The organism is Salinimonas iocasae (assembly GCF_006228385.1).
Classification (GTDB): domain Bacteria; phylum Pseudomonadota; class Gammaproteobacteria; order Enterobacterales; family Alteromonadaceae; genus Alteromonas; species Alteromonas iocasae.
Window position 1 is genome coordinate 1,635,424 of record NZ_CP039852.1, and the last position, 20,157, is coordinate 1,655,580.

18 protein-coding genes are annotated in these 20,157 nt (G+C 47.4%); 12 read left to right on the forward strand and 6 right to left on the reverse strand.

Features of this window, described 5'->3' with window-relative positions; genetic code table 11:
• The first annotated feature begins 32 nt into the window (after positions 1 to 32).
• Positions 33 to 959, forward strand: coding sequence for a diguanylate cyclase (locus FBQ74_RS07145; RefSeq protein ID WP_139756020.1), 927 nt, complete (start codon positions 33 to 35; stop codon positions 957 to 959).
• Between the two features lie 168 nt (positions 960 to 1,127).
• The gene (locus FBQ74_RS07150) at positions 1,128 to 2,789 is read left to right on the forward strand and encodes a response regulator (protein ID WP_139756021.1); all 1,662 of its coding nucleotides are present in this window, start codon (positions 1,128 to 1,130) and stop codon (positions 2,787 to 2,789) included.
• 38 nt (positions 2,790 to 2,827) lie between these two features.
• On the opposite strand, the gene FBQ74_RS07155 is transcribed toward FBQ74_RS07150, so the two are convergent.
• Complete coding sequence (locus FBQ74_RS07155) at positions 2,828 to 4,168, reverse strand: DUF2252 family protein (protein ID WP_139756022.1); 1,341 nt, start codon at positions 4,166 to 4,168, stop codon at positions 2,828 to 2,830.
• A gap of 273 nt (positions 4,169 to 4,441) precedes the next feature.
• On the opposite strand from FBQ74_RS07155, the gene ahpC reads away from it, so the two are divergent.
• The 6 genes from ahpC to FBQ74_RS07185 all read left to right on the forward strand — a co-directional run bounded on the left by ahpC (position 4,442) and on the right by FBQ74_RS07185 (position 12,626).
• The gene (gene ahpC / locus FBQ74_RS07160) at positions 4,442 to 4,999 is read left to right on the forward strand and encodes an alkyl hydroperoxide reductase subunit C (protein ID WP_456300151.1); all 558 of its coding nucleotides are present in this window, start codon (positions 4,442 to 4,444) and stop codon (positions 4,997 to 4,999) included.
• Positions 5,000 to 5,073: 74 nt separating this feature from the next.
• Positions 5,074 to 6,660, forward strand: coding sequence for an alkyl hydroperoxide reductase subunit F (ahpF, locus tag FBQ74_RS07165; RefSeq protein WP_139756024.1), 1,587 nt, complete (start codon positions 5,074 to 5,076; stop codon positions 6,658 to 6,660).
• A 174-nt stretch (positions 6,661 to 6,834) separates the two neighbouring features.
• Positions 6,835 to 7,443 carry a TetR/AcrR family transcriptional regulator gene (locus tag FBQ74_RS07170; protein WP_139756025.1) on the forward strand — a complete coding sequence of 203 codons (609 nt, stop codon included), beginning with the start codon at positions 6,835 to 6,837 and terminating at the stop codon, positions 7,441 to 7,443.
• The gene (locus tag FBQ74_RS07175; RefSeq protein WP_139756026.1) at positions 7,433 to 8,527 is read left to right on the forward strand and encodes an efflux RND transporter periplasmic adaptor subunit; all 1,095 of its coding nucleotides are present in this window, start codon (positions 7,433 to 7,435) and stop codon (positions 8,525 to 8,527) included. The genes FBQ74_RS07170 and FBQ74_RS07175 overlap by 11 nt, the downstream gene beginning before the upstream one ends.
• The gene (locus FBQ74_RS07180) at positions 8,524 to 11,574 is read left to right on the forward strand and encodes an efflux RND transporter permease subunit (protein WP_139756027.1); all 3,051 of its coding nucleotides are present in this window, start codon (positions 8,524 to 8,526) and stop codon (positions 11,572 to 11,574) included. The genes FBQ74_RS07175 and FBQ74_RS07180 overlap by 4 nt, the downstream gene beginning before the upstream one ends.
• Before the next feature lie 275 nt (positions 11,575 to 11,849).
• Positions 11,850 to 12,626 (forward strand): DUF748 domain-containing protein, encoded by a 777-nt coding sequence (locus tag FBQ74_RS07185; protein ID WP_139756028.1) that lies wholly within the window; start codon positions 11,850 to 11,852, stop codon positions 12,624 to 12,626.
• 130 nt (positions 12,627 to 12,756) lie between these two features.
• Here the strand turns inward: FBQ74_RS07185 and FBQ74_RS07190 are convergent, their stop codons facing one another.
• Entirely contained in the window at positions 12,757 to 13,155 is a 399-nt protein-coding gene (locus tag FBQ74_RS07190; protein WP_139756029.1) for a DUF3718 domain-containing protein, read from the reverse strand.
• Between the two features lie 245 nt (positions 13,156 to 13,400).
• Here FBQ74_RS07190 and FBQ74_RS07195 point away from each other — a divergent pair, with 245 nt between their 5' ends.
• Positions 13,401 to 13,772, forward strand: a complete 372-nt coding sequence (locus FBQ74_RS07195; protein ID WP_139756030.1) for a winged helix-turn-helix domain-containing protein — start codon at positions 13,401 to 13,403, stop codon at positions 13,770 to 13,772.
• Positions 13,773 to 13,825: 53 nt separating this feature from the next.
• Here FBQ74_RS07195 and FBQ74_RS07200 read toward each other — a convergent pair whose 3' ends face one another.
• Together FBQ74_RS07200 and FBQ74_RS07205 are read right to left on the reverse strand one after the other, a co-directional pair.
• Positions 13,826 to 14,353 (reverse strand): hypothetical protein, encoded by a 528-nt coding sequence (locus FBQ74_RS07200; RefSeq protein WP_139756031.1) that lies wholly within the window; start codon positions 14,351 to 14,353, stop codon positions 13,826 to 13,828.
• A gap of 141 nt (positions 14,354 to 14,494) precedes the next feature.
• Positions 14,495 to 16,672 (reverse strand): YgiQ family radical SAM protein, encoded by a 2,178-nt coding sequence (locus tag FBQ74_RS07205; protein WP_232371987.1) that lies wholly within the window; start codon positions 16,670 to 16,672, stop codon positions 14,495 to 14,497.
• Positions 16,673 to 16,831: 159 nt separating this feature from the next.
• On the opposite strand from FBQ74_RS07205, the gene FBQ74_RS07210 reads away from it, so the two are divergent.
• The 3 genes from FBQ74_RS07210 to FBQ74_RS07220 are packed head-to-tail and all read left to right on the forward strand — an operon-like array spanning position 16,832 to position 18,184.
• Positions 16,832 to 17,305 carry an EVE domain-containing protein gene (locus FBQ74_RS07210; RefSeq protein WP_139756032.1) on the forward strand — a complete coding sequence of 158 codons (474 nt, stop codon included), beginning with the start codon at positions 16,832 to 16,834 and terminating at the stop codon, positions 17,303 to 17,305.
• On the forward strand, positions 17,302 to 17,871 hold the full coding sequence (locus FBQ74_RS07215; protein ID WP_232371988.1) for a nucleotidyltransferase family protein: 570 nt from the start codon (positions 17,302 to 17,304) through the stop codon (positions 17,869 to 17,871). Before FBQ74_RS07210 ends, FBQ74_RS07215 begins: the two co-directional genes overlap by 4 nt.
• A 13-nt stretch (positions 17,872 to 17,884) precedes the next feature.
• Positions 17,885 to 18,184 carry a hypothetical protein gene (locus FBQ74_RS07220; protein ID WP_139756033.1) on the forward strand — a complete coding sequence of 100 codons (300 nt, stop codon included), beginning with the start codon at positions 17,885 to 17,887 and terminating at the stop codon, positions 18,182 to 18,184.
• Here FBQ74_RS07220 and FBQ74_RS07225 read toward each other — a convergent pair.
• Both FBQ74_RS07225 and FBQ74_RS07230 read right to left on the reverse strand, forming a co-directional pair.
• Positions 18,181 to 18,765: an exopolysaccharide biosynthesis protein gene (locus FBQ74_RS07225; protein WP_139756034.1), complete on the reverse strand. Its 585-nt coding sequence runs from the start codon at positions 18,763 to 18,765 to the stop codon at positions 18,181 to 18,183. The two genes, FBQ74_RS07220 and FBQ74_RS07225, sit on opposite strands and share 4 nt — an antisense overlap.
• A 262-nt stretch (positions 18,766 to 19,027) precedes the next feature.
• A complete protein-coding gene (locus tag FBQ74_RS07230) occupies positions 19,028 to 19,804 on the reverse strand; it encodes a hypothetical protein (protein WP_139756035.1) in 777 nt (258 codons plus the stop codon).
• Positions 19,805 to 20,157: the final 353 nt, after the last annotated feature.

The following is a 20,157-nucleotide window of genomic DNA, read 5'->3' on the forward strand; positions in this document are numbered from 1 at the left end:
AAGAAAGCCAGAAGTATTTAGAAAGGAAGTTTATGGCAGTACTACACTCCAGAGCGAAAGTGCTTATTGTGGACGACGATGTAGCAACGATAAGGCTAATCGCTGATGCGCTATCAAAGGAATATGACGTACTGGTAGCAAAGACAGCGCGCGAAGGGCTGCAGCAGGCATTAAACACACAACCGGATCTGATTTTACTGGATGTTGTCATGCCCGGTATCGACGGATTTGCACTATGTCGACAGCTAAAATCTTATGATCAAATCCAGAAAATCCCGGTGATTTTTGTTAGTGCACTGGATGCAGTTGACCAACAGGCTAAAGGGTTTGAGTTAGGTGCAGTGGATTATATCACCAAGCCTGTAGAGACACCGATACTGCGTGCCAGAGTACAAACACATACCCGGCTGTACAGACAAACCCTGCAGCTTGAATCGCTGGCTGCAACTGACCCGCTTACCAACCTTGCCAATCGTCGCAAGTTCGAAGAGGCAATGGCTCGCGAGATTGAACGAAACCATCGCGAGCAGCACGCACTTTCCCTGCTAATTACCGATATTGACAACTTTAAAGGCTATAACGATCGCTACGGTCACGGCCGCGGCGATGACTGTCTGGTTGCGGTAGCCAGACTATTGTGTGAATGCGCACGGCGTGGAACAGATTTGGTCAGTCGGCTGGGCGGTGAGGAATTCGGGATTATTTTAAGTGATACTGATATCCATGGTGCAGAGGCTATCGCCAATAAAATCAGACAGCGGATTGCGGCGGCCAACATCGCTCACGCCGATAGTCAGTCGGGGCATCTGTCGGTAAGTACCGGCGTTGTTTGTGTTGATTTTGCCGCCCTTGCGGCGGGAGTTCCGGATAGCAGAATGTTGGTCGATAGCGCTGATGGCGCTTTATATGATGCCAAAGCACAGGGACGTGACGGTGTGGTGGTAAAACACTGGCCATAGCGCTTTTAAAGCGCTTGTTTCGATTCCTTTTGCACGTGCAAAATGCTATTTTTACGACATTGTTTAATCATCTTCTCTATTCACAGGGAAAACAGTGCCACTGCAATGCTGCTGGCATGATTACCCGGTAAATAAGCGTAAAAGAGATACAGTGAAGTAAATCGGGCTATGGATAAATTTCCCCCACCGGTTGATAACGCCGATCTTCGGGTGTTAATTATTGACAATCAAAGTTTAGTACACGACCAGATTATTCACGCCCTCAGGGAAGTGGGGATCACCAAAGTCAGTTGTGCGTTAAATGCTTATCATGCTCTTAGAGAGTGCGACAATCAGCAGTTCGACTTTGTATTGATTGCCTTTAATATCAGCCACGATAAGGATGGGTTTCACTTATTCGAAGAGCTGAAACATCACCAACATATTACTGATAAAACCACGGTTATTTTTCTAAGTGCTGAAACCAGTCATGAACTGGTTAACTGTATTGTTGAACTGCAACCTGACGATTTCTGGGTCAAGCCGCTTGACCGAAAACGTATTGAAAGCCGCCTGCATTATTTGATCTCCATTCGCCGCAAGTTACACAAGTTGCTTCATTGTCTGCATCAGCGAGATTATGCGGCAGCAATTTATTATGCAGAGCGACACCTGAACGATCTGCAGATGCAGGAATTCCACCCGCGGCTTAAAAGAACTATTGGCGAATGCCTGATGGCATTGCGTGAATTTGATCAGGCCGAGCAGCACTATCTTAATGTGTCAGAGCAATGTGATCATGCGTGGGTGCATGTTGGTCTGGCTAAGAGCCTGTTCAGGCAGAAAAAAGCAGAAGCGGGTGAAGCATTGGTTGAGGATTTACTGGAACGCGACGATACCCGCTTTCAGGTACTGGATTTAATGGCCCAGTTTTATCTGGAACAGGAAGCGTATGACAAGGCCTATGAAAAAATAAAACAGGCAAGCAGTCTGGCCCCCAGAAATATCGAACGCAATCGGCGTCTATGGGATTTAGCCCGGCTAAACAGAGATCGCCATGGACAGCTGAAAGCAGTGCAGAACATGGCGCGTTTTGCTAAAAACTCAATCCACGATTCGCCGGAACTAACTTTGAATGTTATTCGTTCAACGTTAGATTTGGCTACCAGTCTCAGTCAGGATGAAGCCGATCAGCTAATTAAGCGAGCTGACTATGATATGACTCAGCTTCGCAGTAAAAAAGGGGTAGGGCGGGAGCTTTCAGACCAGCTTGATGTAATCAGGGCGAGAATGTTGTGTATCAGTAATCAAAAGCGCGATGCAGAAGCGATTATGCAGGCCAAAAGGCCCGACCTGAACGGATTGTCGATGGAAGACAATCTGGACAAAATGAAAGCGTTTCATGAGCTCGGTATGAAAGAGCATTGCCTTTCGCTACTGGATAAAATTCGCCAGCAAATTGAGGGAGATACGTTTTCCTCACATGTGGTTGACGAATATCTCAAACAGGAAGAAATTGAGCGACGAGATATTAGCTTTACTACCAAAGAGTTAAAGGAAATGGCGGCGGTGAATTACAAGGAAAACCGCATGATGCCAGCTTATAATAATCTGCGTCAGGCGTTGCAGTTATCACCCGACAACCGACAGATTGCGTTAAGTCTGCTTAAAGTGCTTACTCAGCTAAATAAAAAAGACCTGTTAAATGAAGAACAGGTCGAAACCATGTACCGCGCCGCGCGTGCGTTAAGTGGCGACACGCTGCCCGCCAGTCAGGTGCAAAAGCGAGACCAGTACTTTACCGTGCTCAACATTGATCAGGAGAGCCTCAGGGTGCCAGCGGACATGTGATGGCTGAAACCCTTGCATATTGTCAGACAAATACGGCGTTAATTTTCTGAAAGAGCGCCAACAAACCACGCGTAGTCTGACATTACCTGATTAGCGTACAGGGAAGCACTGTCAACAAGTGCATGACTATTTGCAGCTATCACCCGTGAAGCCTGCTCTTCATATCGTGTGGAGCGGCGGTCGCTTCTGGCATGAGCCAGTGCCAGCGTTTTGCCGCACAATGCAGCAAAATCATCAAATCCACCTGCAATATTCTTTTTTCCCAGTCCAATATCTTCCGGCTTTATACTTACCCTGGCATGATGGCGGGAACGTACTAAGTAATGCTTGTTCTGCCAGATTGCTTCATCCAGTAATAAGTCAGGCCTGCGCTGCATCCGGCGCTGGCAGCGGGCAGTAAGATGTGCCGGGTTGAGGCGGTTAATTGGTGAAAGGTTTCTGAAGTAATAAAGTGGTGCTGCTTCACGCTGCTGTTTGACTTCAACGATGTGACAGCGGGCAAAGCTTTGTTCGTCATGTGGCCTTGCCGGGCCGATCAAAAAGTAAAACCGCTCAAGATTGACCGAACCGGTACCTGCATTGTTACGCACGACGATATCGATAATTTCATCATCCATGTACGGTGCGAATGCCGCGGCAATCTCGTTATAGTGATGAGATGCCAGTGGCGAAAATTTGTCAGTGTTTTGAATAAACTGAAGCCCGTCATCAGCCATGTATATAGCTTTAGCCAATGCGCTTTTAGTGACAAATTCTTCGCCCAGTGCGCTGCGGCGCTGAGCTTTACAGAATGCCTTGTGCAGTTTCGCGCCTTCCGGGACCGACTCTACCGCCGCGTCGCGAGGCAACAATCCAGTATGTAGTGCCTGACAGGTAGCAATATACTGCTCTAAAAATAAAGACATCGCTTTAGTCACATCAGTTTGTGAAACGGCGGGTTTGTCTGCCTTATTTTTTGGGTGCAGATATTGACCGGATTCAATACCCTGACAGTAATCTGCCGCCAGTATTAGTGAGCACAGGTATCGGATTATATCCCAGTGGGCATGGCCAACACATGCATCATCAAAGTCATTGGGAGCAAAAATTACGTTATCGCCGTGTGAACCTTCCTCCGTAATAAAGCCGAAGTTTGAAAGATGGCAGTCGCCGGTGACGCAGGTCAGCGGTAATCTGTGTAGCGGCGTCGGCACCTTAATATTGCCGGCATGCAAATCCGCGTAGAAAAGCTGTGCACTTCCCCGGTAAAACGAAAATGGATTATCTGCCATCTTATTGTGTTTATTAATCATCGCATCAGGCGTACTAGCGTCTGTGCGCACTATCTGCTCAGTAATAAATGCTGCTCGTTCTGGACTACAGGATTCAGGTGTTGTCATGGGCTCTCTCACTTGCAACCGGCAAATTCTCTGTTATTATTCGTTGTTCAATAAATCCGCACAAAATATTTGGTATCAATCGTAAAACCTAATTAGGGTGTTCAAAATTACCAATTATCATTCTTAAAGCAGCTTCGCTATTCTAACAATCAGTTGACGGGGCGCGGTTCCAATCAAACGAAACCGACCCCACAAATAATTCGTACTCACTGTGATTTTTGCCTTGGGCAAAAGCACATAATTATTTTAACCAGATGGAGATTAACAATGGCATTGATTAACACTGCTATCAAACCTTTCAAAGCAAATGCATTTAAAAAAGGCGAGTTTGTAGAAGTAAGCAGCGAAGATATTAAAGGCAAGTGGGCTGTATTTGTTTTCTATCCAGCTGACTTTACTTTCGTATGTCCTACTGAGCTTGGCGACATTGCAGACAAATATGAAGAGCTGCAGTCTCGTGGCGTAGAAGTTTTCTCAGTATCAACTGATACACACTTCACACACGCAGCATGGCATCAGTCGTCAGAAACCATCGGTAAAATTGATTTTGCGATGATTGGTGACCCAACGGGTGAAATTACACGCAACTTCGATTGTATGCGTGAAAACATGGGTCTTGCTGACCGTGCAACATTCGTTGTAGACCCTGATGGTATCGTTCAGGCGATGGAAATTACAGCTGAAGGCATTGGTCGTGACGCTGATGACCTGGTACGCAAAGTTAAAGCAGCGCAATATGTTGCAGAACATCCAGGTGAAGTATGTCCCGCAAAATGGAAAGAAGGTGAAGAAACACTGGCACCTTCACTGGACCTTGTAGGAAAAATCTAAGTCTATAACTGGTCGCTGATACGGGCCCGCTGGCCCGTATCATTTATCACTCATCAATAAGAGGCAGATTCGACGTGTTAACTAAAGAAATTTTACAAGCGCTGAAAGGCTATGCTGAGTCTATGAAGAAAGAGGTAACGTTCGTTCTGCAGACTGGCGAACACAGCAAGCGTGACGAACTCGTGACGTTTCTGTCAGATATTGCCGGCGTAAGCGATAATATCAAGTTTGAAGAGCGAGATACCGATGGCGTTTTGCGTAGCTCGCTAAGCTTTCTTTTAGAAGCAGACGGTAACGATACCGGTATTCGTTTTTCGGGTATTCCGGCAGGACATGAGTTCAATTCACTGGTATTGGCAATGTTGCATGCTTCTGGTGGCTCAGAGCTTAAAATTGACGACAGCCTGAAAAGCATCGTTAAGGGCGTATCTGATGATCTCCACTTTGAAGTATTCATTAGCCTTAGCTGCCATAACTGTCCGGAAGTGGTTCAGGCATTGAACCAATTTGCGCTGCTAAATCCAAATATAACCACTGAAATGATCGACGGCGGACTGTACCAGAATGTTGTTGAAGAGCGTGACATTCAGGGGGTACCTTCTGTGTACCTCAACGGTGAATTATTCGCCAATGGTAAGGTTGATGCCGCGGTATTGATAGATAAGTTGCTTGAACGGGATCCTTCGCTTAAAGATGCAAACAAAGGTGAGAGTTTGCCGCTTCAGGATGTCACTGTCATCGGCGGCGGTCCGGCTGGTGTGAGTTCAGCAATTTACAGTGCTCGTAAAGGCCTGAAAGTTGCGATGGTTGCAGACCGTTTTGGCGGGCAGGTGAAAGACACCATGGGCATCGAAAACCTGATTTCTGTACCTAAGACTACCGGCCCGGAGCTTGTTGGTAATCTGGCTGAGCACATGAAGGACTATGACATCACGTTTAAAGAGCATGTGCGGGTTGAAAAGATTGAAAAAGGTAATGTAAAGACTATTACGTTGTCTTCAGGCGAAACAATTAAAACGCGCTCAATCATAATTGCAACCGGTGCGCGCTGGAAGCAATTGGGCATACCCGGTGAGCAGGAAAACGTAGGTAATGGCGTTGCATACTGTCCTCACTGCGATGGTCCGTTCTTTAAAGGCAAAGATGTCGCTGTAATCGGTGGTGGTAACTCAGGCATCGAGGCTGCACTTGATTTGGCCGGAATCGTAAAATCAGTGACAGTATTTGAGTTTATGCCTGAGCTGAAAGCTGACAAAGTACTGATAGATCAGGCAGAAAAGCGTGACAACGTAACTATTATACGTAACGCTGCAACCAAAGAAATCATCGCTGACAATGGCAAAGTTGCGGCGATTGACTATCAGGACAGGGAGACAGAAGAGACGCATCGTAAGCACCTGTCTGGCGTATTCGTTCAGATTGGTCTGGTGCCAAACAGTCAGTTTTTGACTGAAACGCTTGATTTGACCCAGTATGGCGAAATCATTGTCGATGAAAAATGCAATACATCTGAGCCTGGTATCTTTGCCGCCGGTGATGTTACAACAGTGCCGTACAAGCAAATTGTTGTGTCATTGGGTGAGGGTGCAAAAGCGTCACTGGCAGCATTTGAATATCTGCTGACTCATCAGACAGAAGAAGAGATCTCTGAAGTAGCCTGATAAATAGTATCAGCGTAAAAAGCCGGCCCACGAGGCCGGTTTTTTTGTGCCTGGAAAAAAGAAACCGTGATTGACTCAGCGCGGAAATAGAGCGCCTGGCGCGCATAATCATTGACATCATCCATTAAATGATTTAAAAACCGACCGGTTGGTTTGTTTTTTTGTGGAGCGCACATGAGTGCTGATAAAGTGTCCGGTGATACAGCTGCCGGAGAAAAAATGCCCAGAGATAAAAAGCCGTCCAGGCAGCGCATTGTGGATGCTGCTATCGATATCGCAATAAACCAGGGGCCGAAAGTGCTCACACTGGATAAAGTGGCAGATAAGTGCGGTATGAGTAAGGGCGGTATCATGCACCACTTCAAGAACAAAGAAGCATTACTTGAAGCATTACTTGCCAACATGATGAATACATTTCGCTGTTATGAAGACGATATTGTCAGCGAGCAGGATGCGCTGTTGCCTATTACCCGGGTGTTAAAGAGTCGGGAACAAATTCATGATCATGTCAACCTGGACTACGCCCGCATATTACTGGTGGCCGCTACCGAAGGTGAATCTTTAATGGCCCCCATCCAGTCACGCTTCGAAGAATTTGTTGAAGAACTTAAAGCCGATGAATCCCGCTATTTCGACAGCCTGTTACTTTGGTTAGCTGCCGATGGACTAAGCTTTCAGGAGCTTATTTCAGTCAGTCCTTTCAGTGAGGACGAGCGTAAGTCAATCCGCCATAAACTGATTAAAATGGCTGAATCGTTAGGAGAAAATACCCGTGAGAAATAATTGTCTACGACTGACCATGTGGCTAATCGCCTCGGTAATGGTTATCTCGGGCTGTTCCAAAGACGAGCCAAAACAAACAAAGCAGCCCGCGCCATTGGTGCAGCTCTATGAGGTCGGCGCCGATACACAAACCACCGCCCGCCGCTTCGTTGCCAGGGTGGATGCGCTAAGCACCGTCGATCTGTCATTTCAGGTATCCGGTCGCATTAATCAGTTGGTTGAAAAGCAGGGAATTGTTGTACCTGAAGGCGAATTACTGGCAGCGCTTGAGCCACAGGATTACGAACTGGCGTTACGCCAGGCTAAATCGTCTTTACGAAAAGCGGAATCTGACTTTCAGCGCGGTGAAGAACTGAAGAAAGAGTCGTATATCAGTGATTCAGACTATGACGGGCTTAAAACTAATTACGAAAATGCGCAAATTGCGGTTGAAAATGCGCAGCTTAATATCGAGTACGCAGAGCTACATGCCCCGTTCAATGCGCTGATCACCAATCGTCTGGTAGAAAAGCATTCTTTTGTACAGCCTAATCAGCCAGTACTGCGGGTACAGAACATCAATTACCTGAGGGTACATGTGAATGTGCCAGAGAGAATGATGCGTATGGCCGTTGAAGAAGGGCCACACTATCAGGTTTATCTCGAAAACAAAGCGGGCGAGAAGGTGACCGGGAATGATGGTCAGCCGGTCACCCTGAGCTATCTTGAGCACCGCACCGAAGTAAATGAAGCCACACAGACGTACCGCGTTACGTTTAAGCTGCCCAGAATTAAAGGGGTAGAGCTTTTACCGGGAATGGTATTGACCGCCCGTATTGAGATAGAGCGTCCTGACGCGCAAAGCTGGTGGGTGCCATTAAAAGCGGTTGATACCTCCGGGCAGGAGGAGTTTGCCGTATGGTTGTATGACGAGAAGACAAAAACAGTGAGCTATCATCCTGTAGAAGTCGGTGTTATTCGCGACAATCAGGCTCAGGTGAAAGGCGGTATTAGCGCAGGCCAAAAAATTGTATCGGCCGGTATCCGGCAGCTTCAGGAAAATATGACTGTTCGCCCGTTTGACAGTGCGAAGCCGGTGCTATGAAGATCGCTACCTATTCTATTAAAAACCCACTGACAATCTGGTTGTTAATGGTCACATTTCTTATCGGCGGTATATTCGCTGTGATAGAAATTGGCAAGCTGGAGGATCCGGCTTTTGCCATAAAGCAGGCCATCATTACCACAAATTATCCAGGGGCTACGGCTGAAGAGGTAGAAGAAGAAGTTACCGAGCAGCTGGAATCAAGAATACAGCAGCTAAGTCAGTTGGGTGATATCACTTCGCGGTCTCTGCCAGGCCAGTCCCAGATTACCATAGAATTACGTGACGATTTCAGCGGTGAGCAACTGCCCCAGGCATGGGATGAACTGCGACGTAAAGTAGAGGCCGCCACAATGACGCTGCCACAGGGTGCCGCTAAGCCTGTGGTAAACGACGACTTTGGGGATGTTTACGGTATGTTCTATGCCGTAACGGCAGAGGGCTTTTCCAACCGTCAGAAGCGTGAGCTGTCATCAAAGCTGCGCCGAGAGGTACTTACCGTACCGGGTGTGACCCGTGCACAATTAGCCGGGGTGCCCGAGGAAACTATTTACGTTGAGGTCACGCAGGAAAAACTGGCCAGTCTGGGGATTTCTCTAAACCAAATTGCCGGGGTATTCCAGACAGAAAGTGCGATTGCCGATTCAGGCAGTGTGCGCGTTGAAGATCGCCGTATTCGCCTGGTGATTCCGCCCAGTGATGACTCAGCACAGACAATCCGAAACCTTAAGTTCGGTATTCCCGGCACGACCGAGCAATTACACATTGGCGATATCGCCAACGTGTATCGCGATGAGACCGAACAGCCACGCCAGTTGGTCAGACACAATGGCGAAACCGCGTTCACGCTGGCAATCGCGGGTCGCAGTGACAAAAATATCGTTGATATCGGTCAGCGCGTTGACGCCCACCTGGACACCCTGCGTGAAAAGCTGCCACTGGGTGTAGAGATTTTGCCCATCTATGAGCAACATATTGTTGTGGATGAGGCGATAAACGACTTTCTAATCAACCTTGCGGCATCCGTCAGTATAGTCGTCGCAGTACTGTTGTTAGTCATGGGATGGCGTGTCGGTGTGGTGGTCGGCGGTACTCTGCTGCTTACCGTGCTGGGTACTGTGCTTTTCATGTGGGTGTTTTCCATTCAGATGGAAAGGATTTCTCTTGGTGCTTTGATTATCGCAATGGGGATGCTGGTGGATAACGCCATCGTTATCGGCGAGTCCATGTTGCTTAACCGGCAGCAGGGTAAAAGCTCAATCGAGGCTGCTGAAGAAGCCGCTCAACAAACGCAGTTCCCGTTGCTTGCCGCTACTGTTATCGGGATTCTGGCATTTGCAGGTATCGGGTTGTCACAGGATACCACCGGGGACTTTATGTTCTCGCTGTTCGCGGTGATTCTTATTTCTTTATTACTTAGCTGGATACTGGCTGTTACAGTCACACCACTGCTTGGTCATTATCTGTTTAAACAGGAAAGTGGTAACAGCGATGAAGATATTTATAACAGTCGTGGATTTAACGCTTATAAGAAGCTGTTACATACCGCGCTGCACCATCGCCGCCTCACGTTATTACTGCTGTTTATTACTACCAGCGCTGCAGTAGTGGGTTTTGGCTGGGTAAAACAGTCATTCTTTCCACCCTCTAATACGCCGATTTTTTATGTTGACTATTATCTTCCGCAGGGCAGTGATATTCGGGCGACCGAAGAGGATATGACGGAAATTGAGGCTGTGATAATGGCGCAGGACGGGGTAGTGAACGTGACCAGCCTGATCGGAATGGGGGCCAGTCGCTTTATGCTGACGTATGCGCCTGAATTGCCCAATCCGGCATATGGGCAGTTTATTATAAGGACACAGCAGCGAGAGCAGATCCCGTCAATTATGAAAACCTTGCGCGAAAAGGTAGGACGTTCGCATCCTCAGGCACAAGTGTATACGCGGCGTTTATTCTTCGGCCCGGCAACCGGCGCTAAAATTGAGGCACGCTTTATGGGAAGTGATCCTGAAGTGTTGCGGGCGTTAGGAGAAAAGGCGCAAAAAATCATGTATGGATCAGACAGCCTGACTGATATTCGTCAAAACTGGCGTCAGCGTGAAGTGATTGTCAGACCGGTCATCGATGAGCAACAGGCCAGAATTGCAGGACTTTCACGCACCGATATCGCCGACTCTCTGGAGTTTGCCAGTGTTGGCAAACGGGTGGGGGTTTATCGAGAGGAAGATCGGCAGATCCCCGTGGTGATTCGACCACCTGCTGAGGAAAGAAGAAGCATGTCGTGGCTTGAGGATCGACTTATCTACAGCGAAACAGAGCAAAACTTCATTCCGGTTACCCAGGTGGTGAAAGACTTTGAGGCGCACTCGGAAAACGGCATCATCCATCGCAGAAACAGGGTACGCACACTCACTGTACAGGCAGAGCCTGTAGGCAACCTCACAGCTGCTACCGCGCGGGCGACTGTCGTTGAAGAGATTGAGGCGATGAAGCTTCCGCCGGGTTATACCCTTGAGTGGGGAGGCGAATATGAGAGCTCCCGTGAAGCGCAAGCCGGGCTGGGCTCGAAACTACCATTGAGCTTCCTGGCAATGATCCTGATCACCATATTGTTGTTCAATGCACTGAGGCAGGCGGCGCTTATCTGGATAATTGTGCCTATGTCGATTTGCGGTGTTACAGCCGGACTGATTCTGACCGGCTTGCCATTTAGTTTTACTGCCTTGCTGGGCTTGTTAAGCCTGTCTGGGATGCTTATCAAAAATGCGATAGTACTGGTTGATGAGGCTGATATCAGACGAGGCACGGCAAGTAACCTGCAAGAAGCAATTACCGGTGCCAGCATCAGTCGTGTACGACCGGTTATGTTGGCTGTGCTTACCACCGTTCTCGGAATGTTACCGCTGCTATGGGATGCGTTTTTTGCCAGTATGGCTGTAACGATTATGGCCGGACTTACCTTCGCATCATTACTGACGTTAGTTGCGGTTCCGGTCCTCTATTCCTTGTTCTTCAGTGAAAAGGACATGAAACAGAACGGCTAAGCATCTACTTTTCGCAAGCCGGCAGCCGATGAATGTCAGGTTAGCCATTAACAATGCGCTGACAGTAGCAACGTCCGTTGTAGTACGTTGTCTCTGTCAGCGCTTTTTTGTGTCTGTAAATCAGGCTGCGATCTCTGTTGGAATCTGATCGAAGTTTTCTGGCTATAAATTGTGCTGTTAAGCAAACGAATCTGCAGATGGGAAGCTACCAATTTGATCTGAATAAGGGTACTTTAACTACATGATTAAAATCAGTATCAGCTAAGGGAATTAAAATGAAAAAGGTGTTAACGGTATTACTCATTATTATTTTGGTGATTGTTGGTGCGCTCTGGTACATCATGAGTGGCGCTGGTGACTTTATCCGCTCGCAGATCGAAGAGCAGGGTAGCCGTTACATGCAAACCGACGTCGCAGTGGAAGGCGTGGATATTGGCTACAGTGACGCGAAGATGGATATCACAGGGCTTAGGGTGAGTAACCCGGACGGTTTTTCAGACGATACAGCGTTAGGAATGGGGACTATGACATTCGATCTGGGTGGGGTAACCTCAGAGCCTTATGTTGTTCAGAATGTGACTATAGATGCGCCTGAAATTCTCTATGAAATGAACGCACAGACGCAAAGCAACCTGCTGACACTGAAGAACAACCTGCAGGCTAACTTACCAAAAGGCGAGCAGAAAGAGCAGAGCAGTGATAAGGAGATGCCACGGGTTATTGTCGAAAACGTAACAATCAGTAATGCCCGGTTGCGTCTGGATCTTGAAGCGGTTGAAACCGGAGATCTTCAGGTTGATCAGAAATCTTATGAAGTGAAACTTCCAACCTTTAACGCTGGTCCTGTGGGTCAGCCTGATGGTTTACCTGCTGATCAGGTTGGCGCTGCTATTATGAATGCCATGTTGGATAACGCTATCAAACAGGCAAAAGAACAGGCACGTGAACAGCTTAAAGACCGTGCCCGGGAAGAGCTGAAAAAAGAAACGGATAAACTTAAAGAAAAAGCTGAAGAGAAGCTAAAAGGCTTGTTCGATAAAGACAGTGAATAATAGCCATTAATTTTGAAGCAAAAAAGCGGCAAAAGTGCCGCTTTTTTTGTATCTGAATATGGTTCGGGGATAATGTGAAATAATAAAAAAGCGCCCGAAGGCGCTTTTGACTGAGGATACAACGATGAACTCATTGTGGAGATACGAAACTCACCTGAATATGCTCAGGTGGTAGACGGCTTACCTGTATATCTCTGATTTCGATTCGGGTATCTATGCTATAGCGTTTCAGAATCTGATAGGTGTCAGTGGCACCATAATAATCGGCGAATGCCGCCAGATTCATGCCATTGCAGCGTAAGCCTTCACCCAACATTCTGTAAGTTGGGCCTGTATGCTTTCTGCCAAGCGTTATCTGTTGTACAGCCTGATGCATATTCATGCGGTCATTCTCTGCAGCATTCTTGCAAACTGAAATCAAATCCTGCTCAAAGTGTTTGGGATAGTCTTCGGCCATTGCAGTACCCGCTATTGCACCTAGTGATAGCACACACAGGCCGACAGAAACGACATTGCTTCTTCTGCTCATGGTTCTTTCCTTTCGTTTATTTATTGGTGATTGTTAACGTTTTCTGGCGATACTGCCGCGCAGACTCTCTAACTGTAACTGGCGCTATTAACATTCACCCTGACAATTGGCTGAAGATTTATTGTCATATTTATCTCATGACTATTCATTGAGTTAATCATTGCGGCATCATCACTGGCGGCAAATTTCATCTGAAAAATGGATATTGTGCTAAAATTTAATAGGTATCTGACAGGGGACTCACCATGAGTATGCACCCCACATCCCTGAAGTATGATCATACGACACGGACTGTCAGTAACGGACAAGGCGCCAGCCGTGTTCTGTCCCCTCAGTGCGCTCATTTACTTGAGCTCTTTCTGACCCAGGAAAATCACATTGTTACCCGAAAGCAGATGCGGGAAGTTATCTGGCGGCACAACATTGTCAGCGAAGACATGATAAATCACCTGATATGTCGTCTGCGCAAAGAGCTGAAAACGCTGCCGGGAGAAACGTGCTGGCAGATAGAGGCCATCCCGAAAGTGGGTTATCGCATGCTTCTCACCGAACAGGAAAAGCACGATATTAAATACTGGTTACACCGGTGTGGTAGCTGGTTCAGCGGTAGCGAATAGCGATAAGACACGCACCGAAAGAGAAAGACAGTTTCGGCGCGCTATAGCCATGCCTATTGTTCGATATCAATGATGGCCTCATCGAGCATAGTGATGAAACCTTCCTGCTCGTTCAGCCTCAACGCTAACGACAGGGTGATGGTATTCAGTGGTTTTTCCTGTGGCTTGATACCGGCAGAAATTTCAAATGTATACTTGCCTTTATCCTTTGAAGAAAAGGAACCTTGTAGCGTTTTGAAGTTTTCGACAGCACGCGTCGTCATTTTGTAGGTAAATGCACTTTTAGCCGGTCGGCTTGAGAAAAAACCATTTTCTGCTGCATGTTGTGTCTGGGATTCAAGAGTCAGGGGAAAGTCGAGGACCTGAACGTGTTGACCGTCATCTACCTCCATCTTCAACGCAATACTCTCATGATCGGGTTCCAGTGGTTGATCCAAAGTAACCCTTGCTCTGATGGCTTCTGCTTCGAGTGAGATTAAGTCTGATTCATCTGCAGTAGCAAACTTTGCCATTGTGCTAAGTGGGACAGAGGTGCAGCCAAACAGACAGGTCATCAGTAAGGCAAGTATTAACAGTTTCATTATGATTATCCTTAATCGCAGTATCCTAAAAAGCAATCATAAACCCAAACAGGGTTCGATCAATGCTTTATTAACAGTGCTTGCTTAAAACAAAAAAGGCGCCACACGGGCGCCCTTACACAATCATAGACTTGCTAACGTTTACTTTTGTCGCTGAGCCGGTTTGGATCTACTGCGCTTTTTATCGCGAAATCCTTTTGGCGGTAAGCCAGTGTGCTTTGACAACGCACGCTCGCCACGACGCGCTTTAGGAGCCTTGGCGCGCTTTTCATCCCTCGATTCCGGCGGAACCAGATGTTGTGGTCCGCGACCAATCAAATCTTCGCGTCCCATTTTTTTGAGTGCTTCGCGAATTTGCGCAAAATTCTTCGGGTCGTGATAACGAAGCATTGCTTTGTGCAAGCGGCGGTGTATCTCGCCTTTGGCCGAAGGCACATGCTCACTGTCCTTCTTAACTTTGCGCAGACTGTTTACTTCGGTGTGATACATGGTGGTTGCTGTCGCCATAGGCGACGGGTAAAAGTTCTGCACCTGATCCAGCTTAAATTTGTTCTCTTTAAGCCAGATAGCCAGCGCAAGCATATCATCATCTGTGGTGCCCGGATGCGATGCAATAAAATAGGGAATAAGGTACTGCTTTTTACCAGCTTCCTCAGAATACTTATCGAACAGCTCTTTAAACCGGTAATAACTGCCCATGCCCGGTTTCATCATCTTGTCCAGGGGGCCATCTTCCGTATGCTCAGGTGCAATTTTCAGATAGCCACCTGTGTGATGCAAAGCCAGCTCTTTAACATAGCGCGGATCTTCCACCGCCAGGTCATACCGAACACCAGAGGCGATTAATACTTTTTTAATGCCGGGAAGCTCGCGGGCACGCTTATACAGATTAATAGTAGGCGTATGGTCGGTGTCCATATGTGCACAAATACTGGGGTACACACAAGAGGGGCGTTTACAGGTTGCCTCAGCTTTAGCGCTTTTGCAGCGTAACCGGTACATATTGGCAGTAGGCCCGCCAAGATCAGAAATTACACCGGTAAAGCCTGGTACCGTATCCCGGATGGTTTCAATCTCTCGGATAATGGAGTCTTCCGAGCGACTTTGAATAATCCGGCCTTCGTGTTCAGTAATTGAGCAGAATGTACAGCCACCATAGCAGCCGCGCATTATGTTGATGCTGAAACGAATCATATCGTAGGCAGGGATTTTGGCATCACCATATACAGGGTGGGGAACACGCTGATACGGTAAATCGAACACCGCATCCATTTCATCGGTTTCCAGTGGCATTGCAGGCGGATTTATCCAGATATGCCTGTCACCATGACGTTGCATCAACGCTCTGGCGCAACCTGGATTCACTTCCTGATGTAAAATACGCGAGGCATGGGCATATAGAACCTTGTTATCGCGCACTGTCTCAAAGGCGGGTAGTTTTACATAAACATTTTCCCACGGCTTTCTGCGCGTGGCCGGCTGCACAACAATGGGTTGCGCAGCGCTTGCATCTTTATTACTGTCCGCACTTTCGGCCTTATCGCATTCCGGTTCCATCTGATATGGGCTGGAAATAGGATCAATCTTTCCGGGCTTATCCAGCGACGTCGAATCGACACCCTGCCACTCAGGCAACGCCTCTTTGACAATGATTGCAGTGCCGCGAATATCTTTCAGATCAGCAATGTCTTCCCCGGCTGCTAAACGATGTGTTACCTCTACCAGCGGGCGCTCGGCGTTACCAAAGAACAGCATATCAGCCTTACTGTCGAACAGTACTGAGCGGCGTACCTTCTCAGACCAGTAATCATAATGCGCGATGCGGCGCAGGCTTGCCTCGATTCCACCAACAATTACCGGTACGCCTTTAAATGCTTCGCGGCAGCGCTGCGAGTATACGGTAACAGCGCGATCCGGTCGCTTACCACCCACGTTACCCGGCGTATACGCATCGTCATGGCGCAATTTCTTATCGGCTGTATAGCGGTTAATCATTGAATCCATATTGCCGGCGGTTACACCAAAATACAGATTAGGTTTGCCCAGCTTCATAAAGTCGTCTTTGCTAGTCCAGTCAGGCTGAGCAATAATGCCTACCCGAAAGCCGTGCGCTTCCAGCACACGTCCAATGACCGCCATACCAAAACTGGGATGGTCAACATACGCATCTCCGGTAACCAGAATGACATCACAACTGTCCCAGCCCAGTTCATCCATTTCAGCCCTGGACATGGGGAGAAACGGAGCGGTGCCAAGACAATGTGGCCAGTACTTCGGATAGGAAAAAAGACCGCGGTCAGCTTTGATGGTGGCTTGCATAAAAAACACAACTGAATAAAAAACGGCCGGCATTGTACCACCAGCCTTACGGACATTCACGAATCTTGACTTAATATTCCGGTTTATCGGGAAAGTTTAATGCGGCGATGCCAGAGCTGATTGTGCTATTGTCTGATTTTTATCAGCATTACTGGATTTATGGCTTACTGGTTATTTAAAACTGAACCCGATACGTTTTCTATTGATGATCTCAAAGCACGTCCTGCTCGGACAGAGCCGTGGGATGGTGTTAGAAATTATCAGGCGCGTAATTTTTTACGCGACAACGTTGCAAAGGGCGACAGCGTCTTTATTTATCACTCCAGTTGCAAGGCGGTTGGCATTGCAGGTATAGCGACAGTTTCCCGCAGCGGGTATCCCGATGATACACAATTTGATCCTGAGTCGGCTTATTTTGACCCAAAATCCAGCCCTGAAAAACCCAGATGGTTTTGTGTAAATGTGACGTTTGAAGAGAAGTTCGTACAGATACTGCCCCTGAAGCTAATCAAATCGATACCGCAAATCAGTGAGATACCATTAGTTAATAAGGGAAACCGGCTATCGGTAATGCCGGTGACAAAGCGCGAATGGGAAATCTTGTGTCATGCTGCACGTGCAGGCAAAGCATGATGCTAACTTTGAGTGAATCAGAGGCACGGGACGCTTCAGAACTCACGCTAAAACAGGATGCCTTCAGAATGCACTGTCTACAGGTGGTCTCAGCATATCGCCTGCCTGGTGCTATGATTGGCGCAGGCTTTATCAGAAACATGATATGGGATGCGCTGCATCATTATACCGTCGCAAGCCCGCTAAACGATGTTGATGTTGTGTATTTCGACAAGACTGATACCAGTCGGGACACTGAGCAAGAATATGAGCACCGCCTTGCTAAGCATTGTCCTGATGTAAACTGGGAGGTAAGGAATCAGGCAAGAATGCATCACTATCACAACGACGCTGAATATAGTGATACAGGCGATGGCATCAAGCGCTGGGTAGAACTGCAAACCTGCGTAGGTGTTCACTTATCCGGTAAGCAAATAAGCTGGTTCGCTCCCTATGGACTGGCTGAAAACTGGAAAGGGGAAATCCGGATTAATCCACAGTTCCCTCGGCCGACCGTTTATGAAGAACGAATTAAACAAAAACAATGGACAGAACGGTGGCCTGAATTAACCGTCATTTGGCCGTAAAGGAAACATCTGAATGGATAAAAATGCTTATATTGCTCACTGCCAGCAAGAACTGTTAGCCGTGTATACAGACAACAAAGCCGGCAATAAGGATAACGTCAGAATGGCACGGCTGGAAGGCGTCATTCACGCCGGCCAGATGCTGGGGGTTCTGGATAAAGCGTCGGCTGCGGCATTAATTGATAATGCTCACAGGCGTGTATTTGGTTACACCCGTGAAGCTCGAGACGATAAAAAAGCCAGACTGGATGCGCTTAAAGCCGGTGATGCAGACGCCTTTTATGAGACGCCCGCGTATGTAAGGCTGCGTTAGTTCTGCATCATACTGATGGCTTTGTATAGCAAAAAGCCTGTACCTGACTGAAGAATCAGGCCAATCGTCACCACCAGTCCATCACGGTTTGTGATACCGATAGCGGTTACGCATAACGCAAAAGCGGGTAACGCTGCTGCTAATGGCATTGCTTCAAGGGGAATCATACACAGCGCCACCACACCGCTATAAAAGGCGATGAAATTTTTCGCCGGTGACTGCGCCAGCCGGGTGAAGCGAGGTGTAAACCAGGATTCGATTTGTTCAACGTAAGGGCGGGCTTTATCTATTGCTTTAACAAGTTTATCGTGCGAAATAGAGCGGTTTCGCAAACCTGAGGGCAACCAGGGGTGATCTCTGCCGCTGGCAATCTGAACGCAAATCAGAAAAAGTGTAATACCGCAAATTGAGGGAACGCCAGGGATTGCACCAGTAGGCAGCAGGGCGATTAGCGCGGGAATCAGAATGAGCGGGCCAAATCCGCGTTCCTGAAAAGTGGCCACTACATCATCGACAGTCACTTCTTTCTCTGTGTCTTCGACCAGCGTATCCAGCAAATCCATGATTCTTTCCTGACTCATTACAGCCTTATTATTAGTGTGTTATGCATATTAACTACTTGTAATGTGTTTGATTGGTTCGTTTTTAGTAGCCTGGCATCATTGCACACGCATGGTAAATAACAACGATTGTGGTTAGGAAGGAGATGCAAATCTCACTGAAGAGAAGGCTTGCAAAATTCTGATGTGGTTGAAGTAAAGGGCGGAAATAATGAAAAAATTGCGAATAACCGCGCGGCAGGTAGCAAAGAAGGGGCCTTAAACCTTGCAAGGCCCCCGGCTATTATTCCATCAGGTCACGGCGCAATGCCCATACATTATAACTGACCTCTTCAAAATGACTGCTCCAGCTTTTCAATAATTCCATGGCGTCTTCCTCATTACCCATGTGCTCTGATAACAACTCAGCAAATTCTTGCTCAGGGGGAGCCATTGCACTCCAGTCTTTATAGGGAACGGCCAATGTTAATTCGCCACTTCCTGCCACTGAATGTGAAAATCCCCAGTTATAAGGCCACTTTTCAGCTTTAGCCGCATCGGCCATTTTTTTCATATCTTCCTTAATAGCGTATCGGTGACCGGCTTTGGGTGTGTAAGTCGTTACGCCCACATAGTTAAAATCAACGTCAGGCCCCCAGTTGCTGTTTTCATGGTCTTCAACAGAAAGATAGTGGTGATAATGGTCAACATACTGATCCGCCGTTTTCTGCCAGTGCTCGGTAATTCCCTGATTGTCTGCCCACTCACGATAGCTATCCATGTCCTTCCAGGTGAAACCACCGGCCCGCACACCGATTCGATCTAGCTTATGACCAAAAACGGGGGTATAGAAGTACCACTCACGAGGATCGTTCTTTGTGCGTCTGAACTTAACATGCTCTCGCATGGCTTGTTCAAGCTCCTGCATTTTTCCCTCTTTAGGCACCATAATCCACATCTCTGCCAGCATTTCGCGCTTGCTATCCTTACCCCCGTGCTGGTCAGCGGCAATGTTCGTTGACCACAGGCAAAAAAGCAGCAGTGCTGATATTGAACCTATACTTATTTTCATTTTGTTCATGGTTGTCTCCAATTTAATTGTTTCACAATCAAACGAGTCCAAAACCACAGTAACTAAGCCTAATGCAGCTTGTTATTAAAGAACCCAAAAACATTTAGTGAATTAATAGCTTAGACGTGAGCGCCTGCATCTGCACAGATTTATATAAAATTTATCTAAAAAACGAAAATGGTTTGATGAAGAGATATAAAAGTGCCATCAATACAGCAGATGAAGCCAAAGTGTTGGTGCATTAATTAAAATAGCGAAGTCGCAGCCACAAAGCATTATCAACTTTGCGACAAAATGTTATAGGCTACTGATAAAGTTGTAGTTTAGCGCAGTAGATCCCTGACGGCGTGCACGCAACGCAT

What these genes read in the sequence shown, in the direction of transcription:
- FBQ74_RS07145 (WP_139756020.1), top strand. Translation starts at nt 33, where the DNA reads ATGGCAGTACTACACTCCAGAGCGAAAGTGCTTATTGTGGACGACGAT.
- FBQ74_RS07150 (WP_139756021.1), top strand. Translation starts at nt 1,128, where the DNA reads ATGGATAAATTTCCCCCACCGGTTGATAACGCCGATCTTCGGGTGTTA.
- FBQ74_RS07155 (WP_139756022.1), bottom strand. Translation starts at nt 4,168, where the DNA reads ATGACAACACCTGAATCCTGTAGTCCAGAACGAGCAGCATTTATTACT.
- FBQ74_RS07170 (WP_139756025.1), top strand. Translation starts at nt 6,835, where the DNA reads ATGAGTGCTGATAAAGTGTCCGGTGATACAGCTGCCGGAGAAAAAATG.
- FBQ74_RS07180 (WP_139756027.1), top strand. Translation starts at nt 8,524, where the DNA reads ATGAAGATCGCTACCTATTCTATTAAAAACCCACTGACAATCTGGTTG.
- FBQ74_RS07185 (WP_139756028.1), top strand. Translation starts at nt 11,850, where the DNA reads ATGAAAAAGGTGTTAACGGTATTACTCATTATTATTTTGGTGATTGTT.
- FBQ74_RS07190 (WP_139756029.1), bottom strand. Translation starts at nt 13,155, where the DNA reads ATGAGCAGAAGAAGCAATGTCGTTTCTGTCGGCCTGTGTGTGCTATCA.
- FBQ74_RS07195 (WP_139756030.1), top strand. Translation starts at nt 13,401, where the DNA reads ATGAGTATGCACCCCACATCCCTGAAGTATGATCATACGACACGGACT.
- FBQ74_RS07200 (WP_139756031.1), bottom strand. Translation starts at nt 14,353, where the DNA reads ATGAAACTGTTAATACTTGCCTTACTGATGACCTGTCTGTTTGGCTGC.
- FBQ74_RS07205 (WP_232371987.1), bottom strand. Translation starts at nt 16,672, where the DNA reads ATGCAAGCCACCATCAAAGCTGACCGCGGTCTTTTTTCCTATCCGAAG.
- FBQ74_RS07210 (WP_139756032.1), top strand. Translation starts at nt 16,832, where the DNA reads ATGGCTTACTGGTTATTTAAAACTGAACCCGATACGTTTTCTATTGAT.
- FBQ74_RS07215 (WP_232371988.1), top strand. Translation starts at nt 17,302, where the DNA reads ATGATGCTAACTTTGAGTGAATCAGAGGCACGGGACGCTTCAGAACTC.
- FBQ74_RS07220 (WP_139756033.1), top strand. Translation starts at nt 17,885, where the DNA reads ATGGATAAAAATGCTTATATTGCTCACTGCCAGCAAGAACTGTTAGCC.
- FBQ74_RS07225 (WP_139756034.1), bottom strand. Translation starts at nt 18,765, where the DNA reads ATGAGTCAGGAAAGAATCATGGATTTGCTGGATACGCTGGTCGAAGAC.
- FBQ74_RS07230 (WP_139756035.1), bottom strand. Translation starts at nt 19,804, where the DNA reads ATGAACAAAATGAAAATAAGTATAGGTTCAATATCAGCACTGCTGCTT.